Raw genomic sequence first — 18024 nt, 5'->3', positions numbered from 1 at the left:
GATCTCCATGCTCCGCCTCGCCACATGCGAGCCATGCAAAACAGCAATTCCTTCCCTGACTGGCACGGCACGACCATCTTGGCGGTGCGCAAGAACGGACAGACCGTGATCGCCGGAGACGGACAGGTCTCCATGGGCCCAACCGTCGTCAAGGGCAACGCCCGCAAGGTGCGCCGCCTGGCCGGAGGCAAGGTGGTGGCCGGGTTCGCCGGCGCCACGGCCGACGCCTTCACCCTGATCGAACGCCTTGAAGCCAAGCTGGAGCAGTATCCCGACCAGCTGGCCCGGGCCTGCGTGGACCTGGCCAAGGACTGGCGCACCGACCGCTACCTGCGGCGGCTGGAAGCCATGCTGCTGGTGGCCGACGCGGGCTCGATCTACACCGTCACCGGCGTGGGCGACGTGCTGGAACCGGGCGAAAGCGCCGGCGGCGGCTCGGTCGCGGCCATCGGCTCGGGCGGAAACTATGCGCTGGCGGCGGCCAAGGCCCTGATCGACCAGGATCTCTCCGCCGAGGACATCGCCCGCAAGGCGATGGCCATCGCCGCCGAGATCTGCGTCTACACCAATGGCAATCTGACCGTGGAAGCGCTTTAGTTTACGCGGAATTCACGGGTCAGACCGGCCGTACCGCGCTTAGCTGGGCGCGGAGGGACACGCCATGCTCAAGACCCTGCTCGCCGTCGCCCTGTTGCTGTCAGGCGCGCCCGCTTTCGCCGCCGACCATCCCGCGGGCGTGATCGAGGCCGCCGAGCGCGCCTTCGCCGCCGATGGACTGGCGCTGGGGGTCCGCGATTCATTCCTCAGGCACATGGCCGATGACGCCATCGTGTTTCGTCCGGGCCCCGTGAACGCCAGGGGGCTCTACGAAAAGCGCCCCTCCAGCAAGACGCCACGGCTGCAATGGTGGCCGCAGCACGTGGTCATCGCCCGCTCGGGCGATCTGGGCCTGTCGGTCGGCCCCTGGGCGATCGACGGCAAGCGCGGCGGCTACTACGCCACCATCTGGCGCAAGGGCGCCGGCGGCGACTGGAAATGGATCTATGACGGCGGCGCGGCCGCCGACGCCAACGCCGCCCCCGCTCCGGACACCCCCGCCAGCTTCGGCCCCGTGGCGTCGAAGGGCTCGCGCTCCCAGGCCGTCGGCTTCGAGGAGGCCAGGGCCGCGGAGGCGCGGTTCGCCCAGCAGGCCGGAGAGGACGCGCCGAAGGCCTACCGGGCCGCACTCTCCGCCGACGCCCTGCTTCTGGGCCCCGACGGCGCTGAAGCCCTGCGCGCCGACGCGGTCGAGGCCCGGATCGCAACCTGGACCTCCATGGCCTTTGTCCCGCTGGGCGGCGGCGCGTCGTCGGCCGGGGATTTCATCTGGACCTATGGGGAAGTTGGTTGGGCCGCACATGATGAAACCGCCGTCCAAGCGCACTACATGCATGTGTGGCAGAAGCGCGCCGATGGTTGGCGCCTGATCTTCGAGACCCTGAACAACGACGCATGACCGAGTTTTCTCCCCGCGAAATCGTCTCTGAACTCGACCGCTATATCGTCGGCCATACCGAGGCCAAGAAGGCTGTCGCCGTCGCGCTGCGCAATCGCTGGCGCCGCCGCCGCGTGCCCGACGACCTCCGCGACGAGGTCACCCCCAAGAACATCCTGCTGATCGGCCCCACCGGCGTCGGCAAGACCGAGATCGCCCGCCGCCTGGCCAAGCTGGCCCAGGCGCCGTTCCTGAAGGTGGAAGCCACCAAGTTCACCGAGGTCGGCTATGTCGGCCGCGACGTCGACCAGATCGTCCGCGACCTGGTCGAGAGCGCCTTGGCGATGGTGCGCGACAAGCGCCGGACCAGCGTCCGCGCCAAGGCCGAAGCCGCCGCCGAGGAACGCATCCTGGACGCCCTGACCGGTCCCGGCTCGACCGCCGCCCGCGACAGTTTCCGCAAGAAGCTGCGGGCCGGCGAACTGGACGACAAGGAAATCGAGCTGCAGCTGGTCGACACCGGCGGCCCGGCGGGTTTCGACATTCCCGGACAGCCGGGCGCCTCGGTGCTGAATCTGTCGGAGCTGATGAAGTCGCTGGGCGGGGGTCGCACCAAGACCCACAAGACCACCGTCGCCGGGGCCCATGCGCCGCTGATCGCCGAGGAAAGCGACAAGCTGATCGATCAGGAGGCCCTGACCCAGGAAGCGGTCGAACTGGCCGAGAACCACGGCATTGTGTTCCTGGACGAGATCGACAAGGTCGCGTCCTCCAGCCAGCGGGGCGGGGCTGATGTGTCTCGCGAGGGCGTTCAGCGCGACCTGCTGCCGCTGATCGAGGGCACGACGGTTTCGACCAAGCACGGACCGGTCAAGACCGACCACATCCTGTTCATCGCCTCGGGCGCCTTCCACGTGGCCAAGCCCAGCGACCTGCTGCCCGAGCTTCAGGGCCGCCTGCCGATCCGGGTCGAGCTGAAAGGCCTGACCCGCGACGACCTGCGCCGCATCCTGACCGAGCCGGAAGCCAATCTGGTGCGCCAGCACCAGGCGCTGCTGCTGACCGAGGGCGTGACCCTGGTCTTCACCGACGACGCCATCGACGCCCTGGCCGACGCCGCCGTGGCGGTGAACGGCTCGGTCGAGAATATCGGCGCGCGGCGGTTGCAAACCATTCTGGAAAAGGTGGTCGAAGAGATCAGCTTCTCGGCGGCGGACCGCTCGGGCGAAACCGTGACGATCGACGCGGCCTACGTCACGGAGCGCGTCGGGGCGCTGGCGGCGAACGCGGATCTGAGCCGGTTTATTCTGTAACGGCAAACACTTGCCCCCTACGGGCTGCTACGCAGCCGTCTTCCCCCGGAGGGGGAAGACGATCGCGAAGCGATCCGTAGGGGGCCAGTCCAGTCACCCCGCCGCCTGAACCGCCTCCATCCCCAGCATCGCCGCCTTGCGCGCCAGACCCCAGTGATAGCCGGTCAACCGGCCGTCCTTGGCGATCGCGCGATGGCACGGGATCAGCAGCGAGATCGGATTGGCCCCGATGGCGCCGCCGGTGGCCTGATAGGCCCTGGGCTTGCCGGCCCAGGCCGCGACCTCGCCATAGGTGCTTGTTTCTCCGACGGGAATTCGCAACAGCGCCTTCCAGACCTGGACATGGAACGGCGAGCCGATCAGCACGATCGGCAAAGGCCCCTGCCCGCCCGCGAAGGCGTGGAGGGCGGTCTGGCCGGCGGCCTGATCGTCTCGGACCCAATCGGCGGCGGGAAAGCGCCGGTGCATGTCGTCATAGGTCGCCGGGTCATCGCCGTCGGAAAAGGCCAGCCCCGCCAGGCCGCGCTCGGCCATCACGAACAGGCCTCTGCCGAAAGGCGTGGGCGCCCAGCCATACCGCAGGGTCATGCCTGCCCCACGACGGCGCACCTCGCCCGGCGTGGCCGCTTCCTGAGCGATGAACAGATCGTGCAGCCGCGAGGGGCCGGACAGGCCGGCGTCATAGGCCGCGTCGAGCACGCTGGCCCCGGCTTCCAGCGACTTGCGAGCCTCGGCATGGGCGATGGCTGAAACGAAGGTCTTGGGGCTGACCCCGGCCCAGCGCGTGAACACCCGCTGGAAATGGAACGGCGACAGGCCGACGGCCTCGGCGGCCTGATCCAGGGACGGTCGCTCCTGCCAACGCTCCGCCAGCCAGTCGAGGGCGACAGCCATGCGATGATAGTCGGCCGAGCGCTCACTGAGGCGCGCGAAGGTTTCGGCGGGGGACATGTCGAGGGCCATGAAACAAGCCTAGCGCCGGTCAAACGGCCTGTCCGCCCGGTTCTTGCTCAGGCGTAGCGCTCGGCCCGGGCGTCGCGGATGGCGCGCTCCAGGGCGTTGGCGAACTCCACCCGCTCCGGCGGGCTCAGCGCCCTGCCGAGGGTCAGGCGCTTGCGATAGATTCGAAGGCGAACCCGGGCCTCATGCTCGCCCGGCTGGTCGACATCGACCCGGGTGAAGGCGGTGGGCGAGGTCCAGACGATCCGCGCGCCTTTCTCATCCTCGCGGCTGACCGTGACGGCCTCGGCGGTCACCCGGACACGCTCCTTGCGTTCGGCGGCCCGGAAACTGGCGTTCAGGGCCAGCCAGATGGCCAGCACGTCCAGACCCAGGAACGGCAGCACCGGCGGCGCGCCCAGCACCAGCAGGAACAGGGCGATCAGCAGGTTGAAGGCGATCAGGACGCCCAACAGAACATGCAGTCCTGTCCGGCTCAGCGACCGGTTGGGCGAAATCACGGCGTCCATGTAGAGCGGGGTGGCCATGGCATCGATTTAGGCGCGAGACGCCGCCTTGGCGAGGGCCCCGCATCACGGCATGGTCCGGTCGATGGTCAAACCCGCGCTGAAAAAGAAACGCCCCGCCGCCAGACGGATCTCTCAGGCCGAGCGCGACCGCGTTCAGGTGCTCTTCGACCGCTTCGAAAGCCTCGAGCTGCGGCCAAAGACCGAGCTGAACTACAATAACGCCTATGAGCTGGTCACGGCCGTCGCCCTTTCGGCCCAGGCCACTGACGTTCAGGTCAACAAGGCCACCGGTCCGCTGTTCCAGGTCGCCGACAGCCCCGAGAAGATGCTGGAGCTCGGCGAGGATGGGCTGATCAAGTATATCGCCTCGATCGGTCTGTTTCGCACCAAGGCCAAGAACGTCATCGCCTCGGCCCATATCCTGATGGATCGCCACGGCGGTCAGGTGCCCCTGAACCGCGCGGACCTGGAAAGCCTGCCGGGCGTGGGCCGCAAGACCGCCAGCGTGGTGCTCAACGAGCTGGACATCGAGCCGGCCATCGCCGTCGACACCCACGTCTTCCGGGTCGCTCATCGCCTGAAACTGTCATCGGGCAAGACCCCGGACGCCGTGGAAGCCGATCTGATGCGGATCGTGCCCGGACCCTTTCAGACCCGGGCCCATCACTGGCTGATCCTGCACGGCCGCTATGTGTGCGTGGCCCGCAAGCCCAGGTGCGAGATCTGCAAGATCAGCGATCTATGTCCTTCGCGGGAACTGTTTTTGGGGGCTTAGATTTCAAAAATCCTTGTCATCCCGGCCGTAGCGAAGCGGAGAGCCGGGACCCAGGGGTGACCGCAGTGTGCCGGCCCCTGGGTCCCGGATAGCGCTACGCGCTTCCGGGATGACAAGATTTTGTGGCGCTAAGGCCGCGCCGGGATTTCCAGCCCGCGCTGAACCGCCGGGCGGGCCAGGCAGCGCTCCAGCCAGGCCGGCACGGCCTTGAGGCTGGCGTAGTCGACCAGTTCGCCAGCGTCGTAGAAGCCGTTCAGGTTCCGCACCCAGCCGATCAGGGCGATGTCGGCGATGGTGTAGTCGTCGCCCATGATGAACGGGCGGTCGGCCAGGCGGCCTTCCAGAACGCCCAGCAGGCGCTTGCTCTCGGCCACGTAGCGGTCGCGGGGGCGCTTGTCCTCGTAGTCCTTGCCGGCGAACTTGTGGAAGAAGCCCAGCTGGCCGAACATCGGCCCGACGGCGGCCATCTGGAAGAACACCCACTGGATGGTCTCGATGCGGGCGATCGGATCCTTGGGCAGGAACTTGCCGGTCTTTTCGGCAAGATAGAGCAGGATCGCGCCGGACTCCCACAGGGCCACCGGCTTGCCATCCGGGCCGTCGGGATCGAGGATCGCCGGAATCTTGCCGTTCGGGTTCAGCGACAGATACTCAGGGCCCCAGGTCTCGTCAGCCATGATGTTGATGGCGTGCGGCTCATAGGGCAGACCGAGCTCTTCGAGCATGATCGACACCTTCACGCCGTTGGGCGTCGGCAGCGAATACAGCTGCAGGCGGTCGGGGTGCTGGGCGGGCCAGCGGCGCGTGATCGGGAAGGCGGAAAGATCGGACATTCGGTAACTCCCTCGGTTACGGTCTAGATAGGTCCGATCCGCGTCTTCGCTAGAGCCGCGCCATCACCGCCGCCGCGAACGCCGCGCCGTGGTCGTGGGCATGCTCCAGAAAGAGGTCCGGCTCGATGACCTCGAGCTCCATCAGCTGGGGCGTATGGTCCAGGCCCCGGATCAGGTCGATGCGGGCATAGGTCAGGGGCTTGTCGGCGGCTTCCAGCACCATTTCCGCGGCGCGGAGCGCCTCGGGCTCAGGCGCGACGCCGCTGATCAAGCCACCGAACTGCGGCTGGACGCGAAAATCACCGTTGGCCGCCACCTTGGATACGGCGTGGCTGAACACGCCGTCGAAATAGAACAGCGACAGCTCACCCTCCTCGCCCACCGCCGGCAGGAAGGGCTGGATCAGGGCCGGCCCGGTCGGTCCGCCCTCCAGATCGCCGTGGCGTCTGACCCGCACCGTGTCCTGCGAGCCGCCGGAGATCTGCGGCTTGACCACCAGCTCATCGACGCCGAACGCGTCGAAGGCGGCGGCCAGGGCTTCGGGGGTCAGGCGCTCATGGGCATGGGTGGGCACGACGGGCGCGCCCTTGGCTTCCAGTTCGATCAGATAGGTCTTGGTCGTGTTCCAGCGCAGGGTCGGGACGGGATTGATCACCGGGACGCCCGCGGCTTCCATGGCGTCAAGCTGGGCGAACCACTCGGGCTGGCGCAGGTGATAGCCCCAGGCCAGCAACGGCAGCACTAGCCGACCGGCGTCTGGATCCACCGGATCGGTCCAGGGCTGGCTCGTCAGGGTCAGGCCCTGGGCGCGCAGCGGCGCGGCGAGCCGCTCGAACAGTCGCACGCCGGCGGCGGCATAGGCGGCGTTTTCCGATGAGGGCGCCAGGATCAGGATATCAGCGATCGTCGAAGTCATGCCCATGCGGTTAGAATGTCGCGGGCGAGGCGGCAAGCCTCGCGTTGCCTTGACAGCACGCTTCCTTTACTTGCCGCCCCTTAAACGCTTTTCGCGTCCTGCTCTTTCAAAGGCTTGTCGATCTCCATGACCGCTCTCTACGACGTCGCCGCCATCGGCAACGCCATCGTCGACGTCATCGCCCAGTGCGACGACGCCTTCCTTGAGCGCGAAGGTCTGGTGAAGGGCTCGATGGCCCTGATCGATCCGGTGCGGGCCTCCAGCCTGTACGACGTCATGGCCGCGGCCATCGAGGCCTCGGGCGGGAGCGCCGCCAACACCGTCGCGGGCGTCGCCAGCTTCGGCGGCCGGGGCGCCTTCATCGGCAAGGTCGCCGACGACCAGCTGGGCAATGTGTTCCGCCATGACATGAAGGCCATCGGCTGCGCCTTCACCACGCCGTCTCTGGCCGAAGGCCCGGCCACCGCCCAGAGCCTGATCAACGTCACCCCCGACGCCCAGCGCACCATGAGCACCTATCTGGGCGCCTGCGTCGAACTGACCAGCGCCGACGTCGATCCCGCGATCATCGAAGCCGCCAAATATTCCTATCTCGAAGGCTATCTGTTCGATCCGCCCGAAGCCCGCCGCGCCTTCGCCAAGGCCGCCGCCCTGGCTCACGGCTCCAGCCGCCAGATCGCCATCACCCTTTCGGACAGCTTCGTGGTCGAGCGCCACCGCGCCGCCCTGCTGGGTTTCGTCGAAACCCAGTGCGACATCGTCTTCGCCAACGCCTCGGAAGTCTGCGCGCTGTTCGAGACCGACGATTTCGACGCCGCCGTGAAGGCCTTGGCTGAAAAGGTCACCATCGCCGCCGTCACCCGCAGCGAACACGGCTCGGTCGTGGTCGCCGGCGGCCATATCCACGAAATCTCCGCCTTCCCGGTCGAAAAAGTCGTGGACACCACCGGCGCGGGCGACCAATACGCGGCGGGTTTCCTCTACGGCCTCTCCCAGGGCCGCCCGCTGCCGGTCTGCGGCCAGCTGGGCTCCCTGGCCGCCGCCGAGGTGATCGCCCACTACGGTCCGCGCCCGCAGGTGTCCTTGCGGGACCTCGCGGCCCAAAACGGCCTCTGAAGGATACGGCATGGCCCGCACCGCTGAAGTGGTCCGCGAGACGAAGGAGACCCAGATCCGGGTCTGGATCGATCTCGACGGGACCGGCGTCTCGACGATCTCCACCGGCATTGGTTTCTACGACCATATGCTGGAGAGCTTCGCGCGCCACGGCGGCTTCGACCTCAAGGTCGAGACCAAGGGCGACCTGCACATCGACATGCACCACACGGTGGAAGACACCGGCATCGTGCTGGGCCTGGCGATCAACAAGGCGCTGGACGGCTTCAAGGGCATCCGCCGCTTCGGCTCGGCCTATATCCCGATGGACGAGACCCTGACGCGCTGCGCCATCGACCTGTCCAACCGGCCCTATCTGATCTGGAAGGTCGACTTCAAGCGGCCCAAGGTCGGCGAGATGGACACCGAGCTCTTCAAGGAGTTCCACCACGCCTTCGCCATGAACTGCGGGGCGTGCGTCCATCTGGAAACCCTGTACGGCGACAACACCCACCACGTTGCCGAAAGCGGGTTCAAGGCCCTGGCCCGGGCGCTGCGTCAGGCGGTCGAGATCGACCCCAAGACCGGCGGCCAGGCTCCCTCCACCAAGGGCGTGCTGTAGGAACCTCTCTCATGCAGACCGTCGCCCTGATCGATTACGGGTCGGGCAACCTGCGTTCGGCCGAAAAGGCCCTGCGCGAGGCGGCCCGTCGCCGGGGAATTGCCGCTGACATCGTTGTCACGGCCGATCCCGACATCGTCGCCAACGCCGACCGCGTGATGCTGCCCGGCGTCGGGGCCTTCGCCTCGTGCCGCGCGGGTCTCGACGCCTCGGGCGTCTATGAGGCCATGAACGCGGCCGTCCACGGCAAGGGCGCGCCCTTCCTGGGCATCTGCGTGGGTCATCAGCTGCTGGCCACGCGCGGCCTCGAGTTCGGCGTCACGCCGGGCCTGGACTGGATCGCCGGGGAGGTCAGGAAACTGGCGCCCAGCGACCCCAGCCTGACCATTCCGCACATGGGCTGGAACGCGATCCAACTGACACGCGATCACCCATTGTTTTCCGGCGTCGCCGACGGCGCCCACATGTACTACGCCAACTCCTTCGCCCTGACGCCGACCGATCCGGCCGACGTCCTGGCGACCACAGACCACGGCGGCCCGTTCACGGCGGCGGTGGTCAAGGACAATGTCGCAGGGGTACAATTCCACCCCGAGAAATCTCAAGCCGCAGGGCTATCCCTGCTCGCCAACTTTCTGGAATGGCGCCCATGATCCTCTATCCCGCCATCGACCTGAAGGACGGCCAGTGCGTGCGTCTGCTGCACGGCGACATGGAGAAGGCCACGGTCTTCAACACCTCGCCCGCCGATCAGGCCGAACGCTTCGTCAAGGACGGCTTCTCCTGGCTGCACGTGGTCGACCTGAACGGCGCCATCGAGGGCAAGTCGGTCAATACGGCCGCCGTGCAGTCGATCCTGGAGTCGATCTCGATTCCCGTTCAACTGGGCGGCGGCATCCGCACCCTGGAAGGCATCGAGGCCTGGATCGAGGCCGGCGTCAGCCGCGTGATCCTGGGCACCATCGCCGTGCATGATCCCGAACTGGTCAAGAAGGCGGCGCGCCTGTGGCCGGAACAGATCGCCGTGGCCGTCGACGTGCGCGACGGCAAGGTCGCGGTCGACGGCTGGACCGGTCTGTCGGAGCTCGGCGCCATCGACCTGTCGCGCCGCTTCGAGGACGCCGGCGTGGCGGCCCTGATCATCACCGACATCAGCCGCGACGGGGCCCTGACGGGCGTCAATGTCGAGGGCGTGGGCGAACTGGCCGACGCCGTCTCGATCCCGGTCATCGCCTCGGGCGGCGTCGCCGCCGTGGCCGATATCGAGCGTCTGAAGGCCCGTCCCGGCGTCAAGATCGCCGGCGCCATCCTGGGTCGCTCGCTCTATGCCGGCACGATCCGGCCGGCCGAGGCCCTGACGGTGGCGGCGGCCTGATGCTGAAGACCCGGATCATTCCCTGCCTCGACGTGAAGGATGGGCGGGTGGTCAAGGGCGTCAATTTCGTGGCCCTGCGCGACGCCGGCGATCCGGTGGAGCAGGCCCGCGCCTATGACGCGGCCGGTGCCGACGAGCTGATGTTCCTCGACATCACCGCCTCCAGCGAGGGCCGCGGCCTGATCCTGGACGTGATTTCCCGCACCGCCGAGGTCTGCTTCATGCCGGTCTCGGTCGGTGGCGGCGTGCGCGAGGTGGCCGACATGCGCCGCCTGCTGCTGGCCGGCGCCGACAAGGTCTCGACCAACACCGCCGCGGTCGAAAACCCCGACCTGATCGCCGCCGGTGCAGATGCTTTCGGCGCCCAGTGCGTGGTGGTGGCCATCGACGCCAAGCTGCGCGAGGACGGTTCGGGCTGGAACGTCTGGACCTATGGCGGCCGCAAGGACACCGGTCTCGACGTCGTCGACTGGGCCGCGAAAGTGGTCGAGCGCGGCGCGGGCGAGATCCTGCTGACCTCGATGGACCGCGACGGCGCCAAGATCGGCTATGATATTCCGCTGCTGAAGGCCGTAACCGGCGCGGTGAGCGTGCCCGTGATCGCCTCGGGCGGGGCGGGCAAGACCGAACACCTGGTCGAAGCCGCCCGCGACGGTCACGCCGCCGCTGTGCTTGCCGCCTCGATCTTCCACTTCGGCGAAATCAGCATCGGTGAAGCCAAGCGGGCCATGGCCGACGCGGGCATCCCCGTGCGCCTGGACGACCTGAAGGGCGCGGCATGAGCAAGCTGTTCGAAACCCTCGAGCGCCTGGCCGCCACGATCGAAAGCCGCAAGGGCGGCGATCCGGCCGCGTCCTACACCGCCAGGCTGCTGGCCGATCCCAAGCTGGCCGCCAAGAAGCTGGGCGAGGAAGCGGTCGAGACGGTGATCGCCGCCGTCGGCCAGGGCCCGGACGAACTCGCTAGCGAGAGCGCCGACCTGCTCTACCACTGGCTGGTTCTGCTGGCGGCCTCGGGCGTCCCGCTCGACGCGGTGGCGGACAAGCTGGCGGCGCGCGAGGGGACCTCGGGCATCGCCGAAAAGGCTTCGCGGCCAACTTAAACTGTCATCCCGGGCGTAGCGAAGCGAAGACCCGGGACCGTGGCAAGCTCATGCGTTTCCGGCGGTCCCGGCTCGGCGCGCTTCGCGCTTGGCCGGGATGACAGTTTGAACGCCTAACCCCGCCGCTTCAGCGCCACATACAGCGCGCCCTCGCCGCCATGCCGCTGATCGGCCTGTGACACGCCGGCGATCATCTCGCGCAAGGCCGGCGCCGCCAGCCATTCCGGCGTGCGCTTCTTCAGCACGCCGTGGCCGACCTTGCCCTTGCCAGTGATGATCAGCACGGCGCGATGGCCGTCGGCATAGGCGCGGCGGATGAAGCCCTCGAGGGCCGGCCGAGCCTGGTCCTGGTCGAAGCCGTGCATGTCCAGCCGCGCGCCGATCGGATCGTGTTCCTTGATCAGCCGGCGGCGGCGGTTGGGCTCGATGTGCTCCGGCGCGGATTTCGGCGTTCGGACGGGCGCCGGCTTGAGTTCGGACGGATCGATGCGCAATGGCGCGATCGAGGCCAGATAGGTCGGCTGGACCTTCTCGGCCTTGGGCGCCTTGACCGGCCTCACCTTGACCTTGGCGCGCAGCTTCAGCGGCTTGTCGCCCGGACGCGCATGCACGGTGTCGGCCACCATGCCCCAGAGGCGCAGTTCTTCCGGACGCGGCGGCCGTTTCATGGCTCAGGACCCCTTCGCCTCAGGATTGGGGTATCGGGATCAGACGATAGAGGCGCAGCTCGTGTCGCACCCGCCCCGCCTCGGCGCCGGCGCCAGGGCCGGTGCCGGTATAGAGATCGGCCCGCACATCGCCCTTGATGGCTCCGCCGACATCCAGGGCCACCGCCAGGCGGCGATAGGACGGAAAGGCCCCCGCCAGCTTGGGCGCGGTGGCGTCCAGCCAGTAGAGCTCGCCCATGGCGTGACGGCTGGGATCGACGGCGATGGCCCGACCGGCCGGCAGCGACACCCCGGCCGCGCCCACCGGCTCCTTGCCGTCGTCGTCGGAGATCCTGAAGAACACATAGCGCGGGTTCAGCTGCATGATCTCGTCGGCCTTGGGGCCGCGATTGTCGGCCAGCCAGGCTCGGATCGCATCGCCGGAGGTATTGTTGTCGGGCAGCAGACCCCGGTCGCGCAGGGCCGTGGCGATGCCGACGAACGGCTTGCCGTTGGCCCCGGCGAAAGCCGCGCGCACGCGGCGACCGTCGGGCAGCACCAGAACGCCAGAACCCTGAATCTGCAGGAAGAACAGCTCCTCCGGCCGCATCCAGGCCAGGGGCTTGTCGACCGGCGAGGCCTCGATGGCGGCGCGGTCGGGATAGGGCTCGAACTTGCCGCCCTTGACCCGGCCGGTGACCTTCTTGCCCGCGAAGCCTGGCTCGAAGGCGCCCAGATCCAGCACCACCAGGTCGGCGGGCACGCCGCGAACCGGGGCGCTGAACTCATCGGAGCGCGACAGGCGGGCGTCGTACTTGGGGGCGAAATAGGCGGTCAGCAGCCCCTGGTCGCCGACGGCCTGGGGCCGGAAGTTGGCTTCCAGGAAGAGGCGCGCGCCCCATTCCTCGGTCGGGCCGTCGGTGCGGGCCAGCTTGCAGACACGGGACAGGTCGGGATCGCGCGCGGCGCCGCAGCCGGCCCGGAAGGCGTCGAGCGCGGCCAGATGATCTTCCTCGGCCCAGCCGTTCAGCGACGCGAAGGTCAGGAGCCGGGAGCCCGGCGCGGTCGGCAAGGCCGGAGCGGTCGGGGTCACGGGCGGCGGGATCGAACCCGTCGCGATCGGCGGCGCGGTGGTCGTGCAGGCCGCCAGGGTCAGCGAAGCCAGGACGGCGATCAGACCAAGGCGCGACATCACGCCTCCGCGGCGGCGACGTGGACCAGGGCCCAGTTGGGATTGCTGGACTTCAGATTGCGCTCGAAGGTCCACAGCTCGGCGGTGCGCCGGTCATCGACCGCATCGCCCTCGGCGCTGGTCGAGCGGGCCCGGACCTCGGCCAGGATACGCACGACCGCCCGGGCGTTGTCGCCGTCCACGGCCACGTCTTCCAGGTCGACGCGCGGCGGCGTCATGAATTCGACCGTCTCGGTCCGGCCCTCGGCTTCGCGAGCGACGATGGCCGCCTCGAAATTGGCCATCACGTCGTCGGCCAGCAGAGGCTTGAGCGTTTCGCGATCACCGGTGGCGAAGGCCTTGACGATCATCTCATAGGCGCCCCGCGCGCCGTTCAGGAACCGGCCCGGATCGAAGTCGGGCTGGCGCGCGCGCAAGGCGGCGACGCCCTCCAGTCGGGCCGCGACAACGGGTTCGGCGGTCGGAACGGCGGTCTTGCCGGGCTGCACGCCGACGGGCGCGTCCTCGGGCTGACGCCCGACGCGCCGGCCCAGCGTCGCGTAGAGCTGGTAGAGGACAACTGCGGCGATGACCGCGAGAACGAGAATCTGAATGAACACTTGGGTATCCGCGGCTGGTTCGACACGCTGGGCGTCATGCCTATATAGGTGAGGCAAGCTCTCCCGTCAGGCGCCTGGCGTTGCGCCAAGCCCGCCCGCGTGTTAGCAGCGCCGCTCTCTCCTAGCGGCCTTTTTAGACGCCGAGTACGGATTTATTCCTAATGACCGACACGACCGCCGCCCCTGAGGGCCTCGCAGACGACAACGCGGCCGCTCAAACGGGCATCCGTATCATCGCCCAGTTTGTTCGGGATTTCTCGTTCGAGAGCCCTCACGCGCCCGACAGCCTGCGTTCGGGGACGGCCCAGCCGGCCATCGACATGGGCGTCGAGATGAACGCCCGGGGCCGCGCCGACGGCCTTTTCGAGGTGGATTTGAAGCTGTCGGCCCGCGCCACGCGCGAGGAACAGCCGGTTTTCCACGTTGAAGTGGTCTATGGCGGCCTTTTCCACATCGCCGGCGTGCCGGAAGCTGATCTGGAGCCGGTGCTGCTGATCGAGTGCCCGCGCTTCCTGTTCCCGTTCGCCCGTCGCCTGATCGCGGACGTCACCAGCGAAGGCGGCTTCCCGCCCTTCCTGATCGACCCGATCGACTTCGCCGGCGTCTACGCCGCGCGCAAGGCCCAGGCCGAAGGCGTCGTCATCGGCAACGCATAAGGCGTCCGATCGATCTGTGAGATTTGAGAAACCCCGGCGCAGAGATGCGGCCGGGGTTTTTCTTTCTTTGTTGGCGCGTTGCGGGCGCCGAAACCGCTGACACTTTCGGCTGCCACGCTTTCTAAGGCTGCAGCCGATAGCCGCCCATCTCGGTAATCAGGATCTTGGCCATGGCCGGATCTGGCTCGATCTTCTGGCGCAGGCGATAGACGTGGGTTTCCAGCGTGTGGGTGGTGACCCCGGCGTTATACCCCCAGACCTCGGTCAGCAGCTCCTCGCGCGACACCGGCTTTGAGCCGGCGCGGTAGAGGTATTTGAGGATGTTGGTTTCCTTCTCGGTCAACCGCACCTTCTTCTGCTTTTCGTCGACCAGCAGCTTGGCCGAAGGGCGGAACTCGTAAGGGCCGATGCGGAACAGGGCGTCTTCCGAGGCCTCGTAGCTGCGCAGCTGGGCGCGGATGCGGGCCAGCAGCACCCCAAACCGGAAGGGCTTGGTGACATAGTCATTGGCCCCGGATTCCAGGCCCAGGATCGTGTCGCTGTCGCTGGCCGCCGCCGTCAGCATGATGACCGGGGCCATCACGCCGTTCTTGCGCATCAGCCGGCAGGCCTCGCGGCCGTCCATGTCGGGCAGATCGACATCGAGCAGCACCAGGTCCGGCTTGATCTCGCGCGCCATCCGCACGCCCTCGCCGGCCGTGGCGGCCTCGGAGACGGCGAACTCCTCGTGAAGGGCCAATTGCTCGGCCAGCGCGCCGCGCAGGTCGTCGTCGTCGTCGATCAGCAGAAGGGTCTTGCGTTGCGCCATGGGTCGGAACATGCACCGCTGCGGCCCTTGGCGACAACCCTTTGGGCGCGGAGAAGCGGTTGATGATCTTCAAGGCCAGCGCGGACGGTCAATTCCAGCTGAATGGACGCAGCCTGCGCTGCGCCCTGGGCAAGGCCGGCGTCATCGCCGCCGTCGACAAGCGCGAGGGCGACAACAGGAGCCCTGTCGGTGTCTGGACGATCCGCGAAGTGATCTATCGGCCAGACGTCTATCCGGATGGCCCGATCACCGCCCTGCCCATCAAGGCCATGGCTCCGGATGACGGTTGGTGCGACGCCCCGGACGACCCGGCCTATAACCGTCCGGTCAAGCTGCCCTACCCCGCCAGCGCCGAGCGGCTGTGGCGCGACGATCATGTCTATGACCTGGTCGCGGTCCTGGCCCACAACGACAATCCGCCGGTTCCCGGGATGGGCTCGGCGATCTTCCTGCACCTGGCGCGCGACGGCTATCCCGGCACTGAAGGGTGCGTGGCCCTGGCGCGGGCGGATCTCGAGGCTCTGCTGGCGGCGGCGAAGCCCGGGGACGCCATCGAGATCGCGGCGGACTAACCCCGCGACCCGAAGATCGCCGACCCGACACGCACCGAGGTCGCGCCTTCGGCGATGGCGATCTCGAAGTCATCGCTCATGCCCATCGACAGTTTTTCCAGGCCATTGCGCTCGGCGATGGCCCTCAGCGCCGCGAAATACGGAGCCGGATCGTCCTGCGCCGGCGGAATGCACATCAGGCCTTCGATGTTGAGGCCCAGTTCGCCCCGACACAGGGCGATGAAGGCGTCGGCCTCGGCGGGCGCGATCCCGGCCTTTTGCGGCTCCTCGCCGATATTGACCTGCACGTAGAGGCGGATGGCCCTGCCCTGGCGCGAGATTTCGTCAGCCAGCACCCGCGCCAGCTTTTCGCGGTCCACGGTCTCGATGACATCGAAGAACGCCACCGCGTCGCGCGCCTTGTTGGTCTGCAGCGGACCGATCAGGTGCAGCTCAAGCCCCTGACGATGCGGCGTCCAGCGCTCGATGGCCTCCTGGACACGATTTTCGCCAAACACCCGCTGGCCAGCCGCCAGAACCGGCGCGATATGCTCCCACGGCTGGGTCTTGGAGACCGCCACCAGGGTGATGGTGTCTTCCGCACGCCCGGCGGCCTTCGCCGCGGCGGCGATGCGGGACCGGATGGAGGCTAGGGCGTCGGACATGGGGCAAATCGCTTGAAGACGGTGGACGAACTGGAGGTCCTGTCTAGGACGGCCGCGACCTTTCCGCCAAGGACGTCGCGCGGGATCGTGCTGCCGTCCCTGCTGTTCTTTACCGATCCGGCCAGGGTGGCTGATCCCGAAGCCGTGGCCGAGCGCCTGCCACGCGGAGCCGGCGTGGTGTTTCGGGCTTTTGGCGCGGCCGACGCCGTCGCCCAGGGCAACCGCCTGAGAGCCATCGCCGACGCGCGCGGTCTGATCCTGCTGGTCGGAGCCGACGAGGCCCTGGCCGACGCCGTCGGGGCCGATGGCGTACATCTGCCTGAAAGGTCCACGGATCTGGCGCCAGCCCTACGGACCCGGCGGCCCCAAGGCCTGATCACCGTCGCGGCGCATGACCTGAAAGCGGTCAGGACGGCCGGCGCCCTGGACGTCGATGCTTTGGTGGTCTCGCCGGTCTTTGCCAGCAACAGCCCCTCGGCCGGCGCGCCCTTGGGCGTCGAGGGCCTGATTACCCTGGTCGCGGCCACGGATAAGCCGATCTACGCCCTGGGCGGAATCCGGGCGCGGACAGTGGAAGCGTTGAAAAATAGCGGGATCGTCGGCTTGGCGGCCGTCGAAGCTCTAGCCTAGAACTTGAAGGCGGTTTCCAGACGAACGCGCGGCGCGGGTTCGACAGGCTCGGCCTTGCGGGCTGCCAGGGCCGGGTTGGAGTCGCCCAGAGCCACGGCGCCGCCGACGCGGATCGACGGGGTGACCTTGAAATAGGCGCCGGCCTCGACGTCCTTCAGCTCCATGTCACGGCCCACGGGCTGATCCAGGTCGAGCTTCAGGCCCCAGCGGCCCTTCTTGGCGTCCCATTGCAGGGTTTTCTTGGAATCCTGCGGACCAAAGACACCCTTGGGCGCATTGGTGAAGTCGTTCTTGACGGTGAAATCCGGCGTCGCCGATCGGGTCTTGATTTGGGCGCTAGCCATCGTCGCCGATCCCGTCAGGATCAGCGCCGCCGCACTTGCCGCCATGAAACGTGTCGCGATCATCGCTACTCGTTACCCGTCCCCAAAACCCCACGTGTTCCGCATATAGGAACCCATGCCCTTAGAATTCGATTAAAGGCCTGACAGGAACGCGGTCAACCGGCGTTTGGTCGCATGAGACCGCAATGAAGATGATTCAGACGGCGCCTGTGGCGGCTGGGTCACGCGATTCCTGTTTTGAGGCGACGCGGCCATGCTATAGACCGGCTCCGGCAGCGGGGGCGCGCCAAGGTGCGCGATCGCGCCGGCGAGACATTGGAGCGAGGTACTATGGCGTTTAAGCGTGGGTCAGTGTTGCGCGGCGTCGCCGCTGGCGTGCTGGCGCTGTCGGTTCTGGGCGTGTCCGCCTGCGGCAGCACCAAGGGACCCAAGACTTTCAGCACTCAGGAAGAGGGCGGCTTTCAGCCCTTCAAGGGCCTGGGTCTGGGCGGCGGTTCCAAGGCTCCGGCCAGCGAAGGTTCGATTGGCGTCAACGGCTACCTGTGGCGCGCCAGCCTCGACACCCTGGCCTTCATGCCCCTGGCCTCGGCCGACCCGTACGGCGGCGTGATCGTCACCGACTGGTATGTGAACCCGGAAAAGCCGGACGAGCGCTTCAAGGCGACCGTCTACATCCTCGACACCCGCCTGCGCGCCGACGGCCTGAACGTCTCGGTCTTCAAGCAGGTCAAGGACACCGCCGGCGCCTGGGTTGAAACGCCCACCGCCGACCAGACCGCCACCGATATCGAGAACGCGATCCTGACGCGCGCGCGCCAGCTTCGTCTTTCCAACATCAGCAAATAGGGTTTGTCGGGTCTTCACCGCATGGCGATGAAGACCCGATCCCTCCGCCTTCTTTCTGCGCGCTCCGGCCGCGAAACCGCTTAGAGTCCGCGGACGCGCCCCACCGGAGCGC

The 18024-nt window shown here is 67.7% G+C and carries 24 protein-coding genes; 14 read left to right on the top strand and 10 right to left on the bottom strand.

What is annotated here, in order from left to right; translation table 11 throughout:
• The first annotated feature begins 24 nt into the window (after positions 1 to 24).
• The 3 genes from hslV to hslU all read left to right on the top strand — a co-directional run bounded on the left by hslV (position 25) and on the right by hslU (position 2787).
• The gene (gene hslV, locus ACQY9P_RS07525) at positions 25 to 597 is read left to right on the top strand and encodes an ATP-dependent protease subunit HslV (protein WP_421739870.1); all 573 of its coding nucleotides are present in this window, start codon (positions 25 to 27) and stop codon (positions 595 to 597) included.
• A 64-nt stretch (positions 598 to 661) separates the two neighbouring features.
• Positions 662 to 1495 (top strand): DUF4440 domain-containing protein, encoded by an 834-nt coding sequence (locus tag ACQY9P_RS07520; RefSeq protein WP_421739871.1) that lies wholly within the window; start codon positions 662 to 664, stop codon positions 1493 to 1495.
• Positions 1492 to 2787 carry an ATP-dependent protease ATPase subunit HslU gene (hslU, locus tag ACQY9P_RS07515; RefSeq protein ID WP_421739872.1) on the top strand — a complete coding sequence of 432 codons (1296 nt, stop codon included), beginning with the start codon at positions 1492 to 1494 and terminating at the stop codon, positions 2785 to 2787. The genes ACQY9P_RS07520 and hslU overlap by 4 nt, the downstream gene beginning before the upstream one ends.
• 93 nt (positions 2788 to 2880) lie before the next feature.
• Here hslU and ACQY9P_RS07510 read toward each other — a convergent pair whose 3' ends face one another.
• Positions 2881 to 3750, bottom strand: coding sequence for a methylated-DNA--[protein]-cysteine S-methyltransferase (locus ACQY9P_RS07510; protein ID WP_421739873.1), 870 nt, complete (start codon positions 3748 to 3750; stop codon positions 2881 to 2883).
• Between the two features lie 47 nt (positions 3751 to 3797).
• Positions 3798 to 4274 carry a DUF2244 domain-containing protein gene (locus tag ACQY9P_RS07505; RefSeq protein ID WP_421739874.1) on the bottom strand — a complete coding sequence of 159 codons (477 nt, stop codon included), beginning with the start codon at positions 4272 to 4274 and terminating at the stop codon, positions 3798 to 3800.
• Between the two features lie 52 nt (positions 4275 to 4326).
• Here ACQY9P_RS07505 and nth point away from each other — a divergent pair, with 52 nt between their 5' ends.
• Entirely contained in the window at positions 4327 to 5031 is a 705-nt protein-coding gene (gene nth, locus ACQY9P_RS07500; protein ID WP_421740136.1) for an endonuclease III, read from the top strand.
• A gap of 128 nt (positions 5032 to 5159) precedes the next feature.
• Here nth and ACQY9P_RS07495 read toward each other — a convergent pair whose 3' ends face one another.
• Both ACQY9P_RS07495 and ACQY9P_RS07490 read right to left on the bottom strand, forming a co-directional pair.
• Positions 5160 to 5864, bottom strand: a complete 705-nt coding sequence (locus ACQY9P_RS07495; RefSeq protein ID WP_421739875.1) for a glutathione S-transferase N-terminal domain-containing protein — start codon at positions 5862 to 5864, stop codon at positions 5160 to 5162.
• 49 nt (positions 5865 to 5913) lie between these two features.
• A complete protein-coding gene (locus ACQY9P_RS07490; protein ID WP_421740137.1) occupies positions 5914 to 6768 on the bottom strand; it encodes an ATP-grasp domain-containing protein in 855 nt (284 codons plus the stop codon).
• A 138-nt stretch (positions 6769 to 6906) separates the two neighbouring features.
• Here ACQY9P_RS07490 and ACQY9P_RS07485 point away from each other — a divergent pair, with 138 nt between their 5' ends.
• From ACQY9P_RS07485 to ACQY9P_RS07460, 6 genes are read left to right on the top strand one after another with little or no spacing between them, the layout of a single operon-like run.
• A complete protein-coding gene (locus ACQY9P_RS07485) occupies positions 6907 to 7896 on the top strand; it encodes an adenosine kinase (RefSeq protein WP_421739876.1) in 990 nt (329 codons plus the stop codon).
• A gap of 10 nt (positions 7897 to 7906) precedes the next feature.
• A complete protein-coding gene (gene hisB / locus ACQY9P_RS07480; RefSeq protein ID WP_108506034.1) occupies positions 7907 to 8497 on the top strand; it encodes an imidazoleglycerol-phosphate dehydratase HisB in 591 nt (196 codons plus the stop codon).
• A gap of 11 nt (positions 8498 to 8508) precedes the next feature.
• Positions 8509 to 9150, top strand: coding sequence for an imidazole glycerol phosphate synthase subunit HisH (gene hisH, locus ACQY9P_RS07475; protein WP_421739877.1), 642 nt, complete (start codon positions 8509 to 8511; stop codon positions 9148 to 9150).
• Positions 9138 to 9872, top strand: coding sequence for a 1-(5-phosphoribosyl)-5-[(5-phosphoribosylamino)methylideneamino]imidazole-4-carboxamide isomerase (gene hisA / locus ACQY9P_RS07470; RefSeq protein WP_421739878.1), 735 nt, complete (start codon positions 9138 to 9140; stop codon positions 9870 to 9872). Before hisH ends, hisA begins: the two co-directional genes overlap by 13 nt.
• On the top strand, positions 9872 to 10654 hold the full coding sequence (hisF, locus tag ACQY9P_RS07465) for an imidazole glycerol phosphate synthase subunit HisF (protein WP_419253506.1): 783 nt from the start codon (positions 9872 to 9874) through the stop codon (positions 10652 to 10654). The genes hisA and hisF overlap by 1 nt, the downstream gene beginning before the upstream one ends.
• Complete coding sequence (locus ACQY9P_RS07460; RefSeq protein WP_421739879.1) at positions 10651 to 10974, top strand: phosphoribosyl-ATP diphosphatase; 324 nt, start codon at positions 10651 to 10653, stop codon at positions 10972 to 10974. The genes hisF and ACQY9P_RS07460 overlap by 4 nt, the downstream gene beginning before the upstream one ends.
• A gap of 113 nt (positions 10975 to 11087) precedes the next feature.
• Here ACQY9P_RS07460 and ACQY9P_RS07455 read toward each other — a convergent pair whose 3' ends face one another.
• From ACQY9P_RS07455 to timA, 3 genes are read right to left on the bottom strand one after another with little or no spacing between them, the layout of a single operon-like run.
• The gene (locus ACQY9P_RS07455) at positions 11088 to 11642 is read right to left on the bottom strand and encodes a Smr/MutS family protein (protein ID WP_421739880.1); all 555 of its coding nucleotides are present in this window, start codon (positions 11640 to 11642) and stop codon (positions 11088 to 11090) included.
• 19 nt (positions 11643 to 11661) lie between these two features.
• Complete coding sequence (locus ACQY9P_RS07450) at positions 11662 to 12813, bottom strand: murein transglycosylase A (RefSeq protein WP_421739881.1); 1152 nt, start codon at positions 12811 to 12813, stop codon at positions 11662 to 11664.
• Positions 12813 to 13412 carry a TIM44-related membrane protein TimA gene (gene timA / locus ACQY9P_RS07445; protein ID WP_421739882.1) on the bottom strand — a complete coding sequence of 200 codons (600 nt, stop codon included), beginning with the start codon at positions 13410 to 13412 and terminating at the stop codon, positions 12813 to 12815. The genes ACQY9P_RS07450 and timA overlap by 1 nt, the downstream gene beginning before the upstream one ends.
• 161 nt (positions 13413 to 13573) lie before the next feature.
• Here timA and secB point away from each other — a divergent pair, with 161 nt between their 5' ends.
• A complete protein-coding gene (gene secB / locus ACQY9P_RS07440; protein WP_421739883.1) occupies positions 13574 to 14068 on the top strand; it encodes a protein-export chaperone SecB in 495 nt (164 codons plus the stop codon).
• A gap of 121 nt (positions 14069 to 14189) precedes the next feature.
• Here the strand turns inward: secB and ACQY9P_RS07435 are convergent, their stop codons facing one another.
• Positions 14190 to 14876 (bottom strand): response regulator transcription factor, encoded by a 687-nt coding sequence (locus tag ACQY9P_RS07435; protein WP_421740138.1) that lies wholly within the window; start codon positions 14874 to 14876, stop codon positions 14190 to 14192.
• Positions 14877 to 14938: 62 nt separating this feature from the next.
• On the opposite strand from ACQY9P_RS07435, the gene ACQY9P_RS07430 reads away from it, so the two are divergent.
• Positions 14939 to 15448, top strand: coding sequence for a L,D-transpeptidase family protein (locus tag ACQY9P_RS07430; RefSeq protein ID WP_421739884.1), 510 nt, complete (start codon positions 14939 to 14941; stop codon positions 15446 to 15448).
• On the opposite strand, the gene ACQY9P_RS07425 is transcribed toward ACQY9P_RS07430, so the two are convergent.
• Positions 15445 to 16092: a YggS family pyridoxal phosphate-dependent enzyme gene (locus ACQY9P_RS07425; protein WP_421739885.1), complete on the bottom strand. Its 648-nt coding sequence runs from the start codon at positions 16090 to 16092 to the stop codon at positions 15445 to 15447. The two genes, ACQY9P_RS07430 and ACQY9P_RS07425, sit on opposite strands and share 4 nt — an antisense overlap.
• 12 nt (positions 16093 to 16104) lie before the next feature.
• Between ACQY9P_RS07425 and ACQY9P_RS07420 the strand changes: the two genes are divergently transcribed.
• Positions 16105 to 16722, top strand: coding sequence for a thiamine phosphate synthase (locus tag ACQY9P_RS07420; protein WP_421739886.1), 618 nt, complete (start codon positions 16105 to 16107; stop codon positions 16720 to 16722).
• Here ACQY9P_RS07420 and ACQY9P_RS07415 read toward each other — a convergent pair.
• Positions 16719 to 17129 carry an NtrZ family periplasmic regulatory protein gene (locus ACQY9P_RS07415; RefSeq protein WP_421739887.1) on the bottom strand — a complete coding sequence of 137 codons (411 nt, stop codon included), beginning with the start codon at positions 17127 to 17129 and terminating at the stop codon, positions 16719 to 16721. The genes ACQY9P_RS07420 and ACQY9P_RS07415 overlap by 4 nt on opposite strands.
• Positions 17130 to 17381: 252 nt before the next feature.
• Between ACQY9P_RS07415 and ACQY9P_RS07410 the strand changes: the two genes are divergently transcribed.
• A complete protein-coding gene (locus tag ACQY9P_RS07410) occupies positions 17382 to 17912 on the top strand; it encodes a DUF3576 domain-containing protein (protein ID WP_421740139.1) in 531 nt (176 codons plus the stop codon).
• The last annotated feature ends 112 nt before the right edge of the window (positions 17913 to 18024 follow it).

It is taken from the genome of Caulobacter sp., assembly GCF_965279145.1.
Classification (GTDB): Bacteria; Pseudomonadota; Alphaproteobacteria; order Caulobacterales; family Caulobacteraceae; genus Caulobacter.
This window is presented reverse-complemented; position numbering and strand designations above follow the sequence as displayed.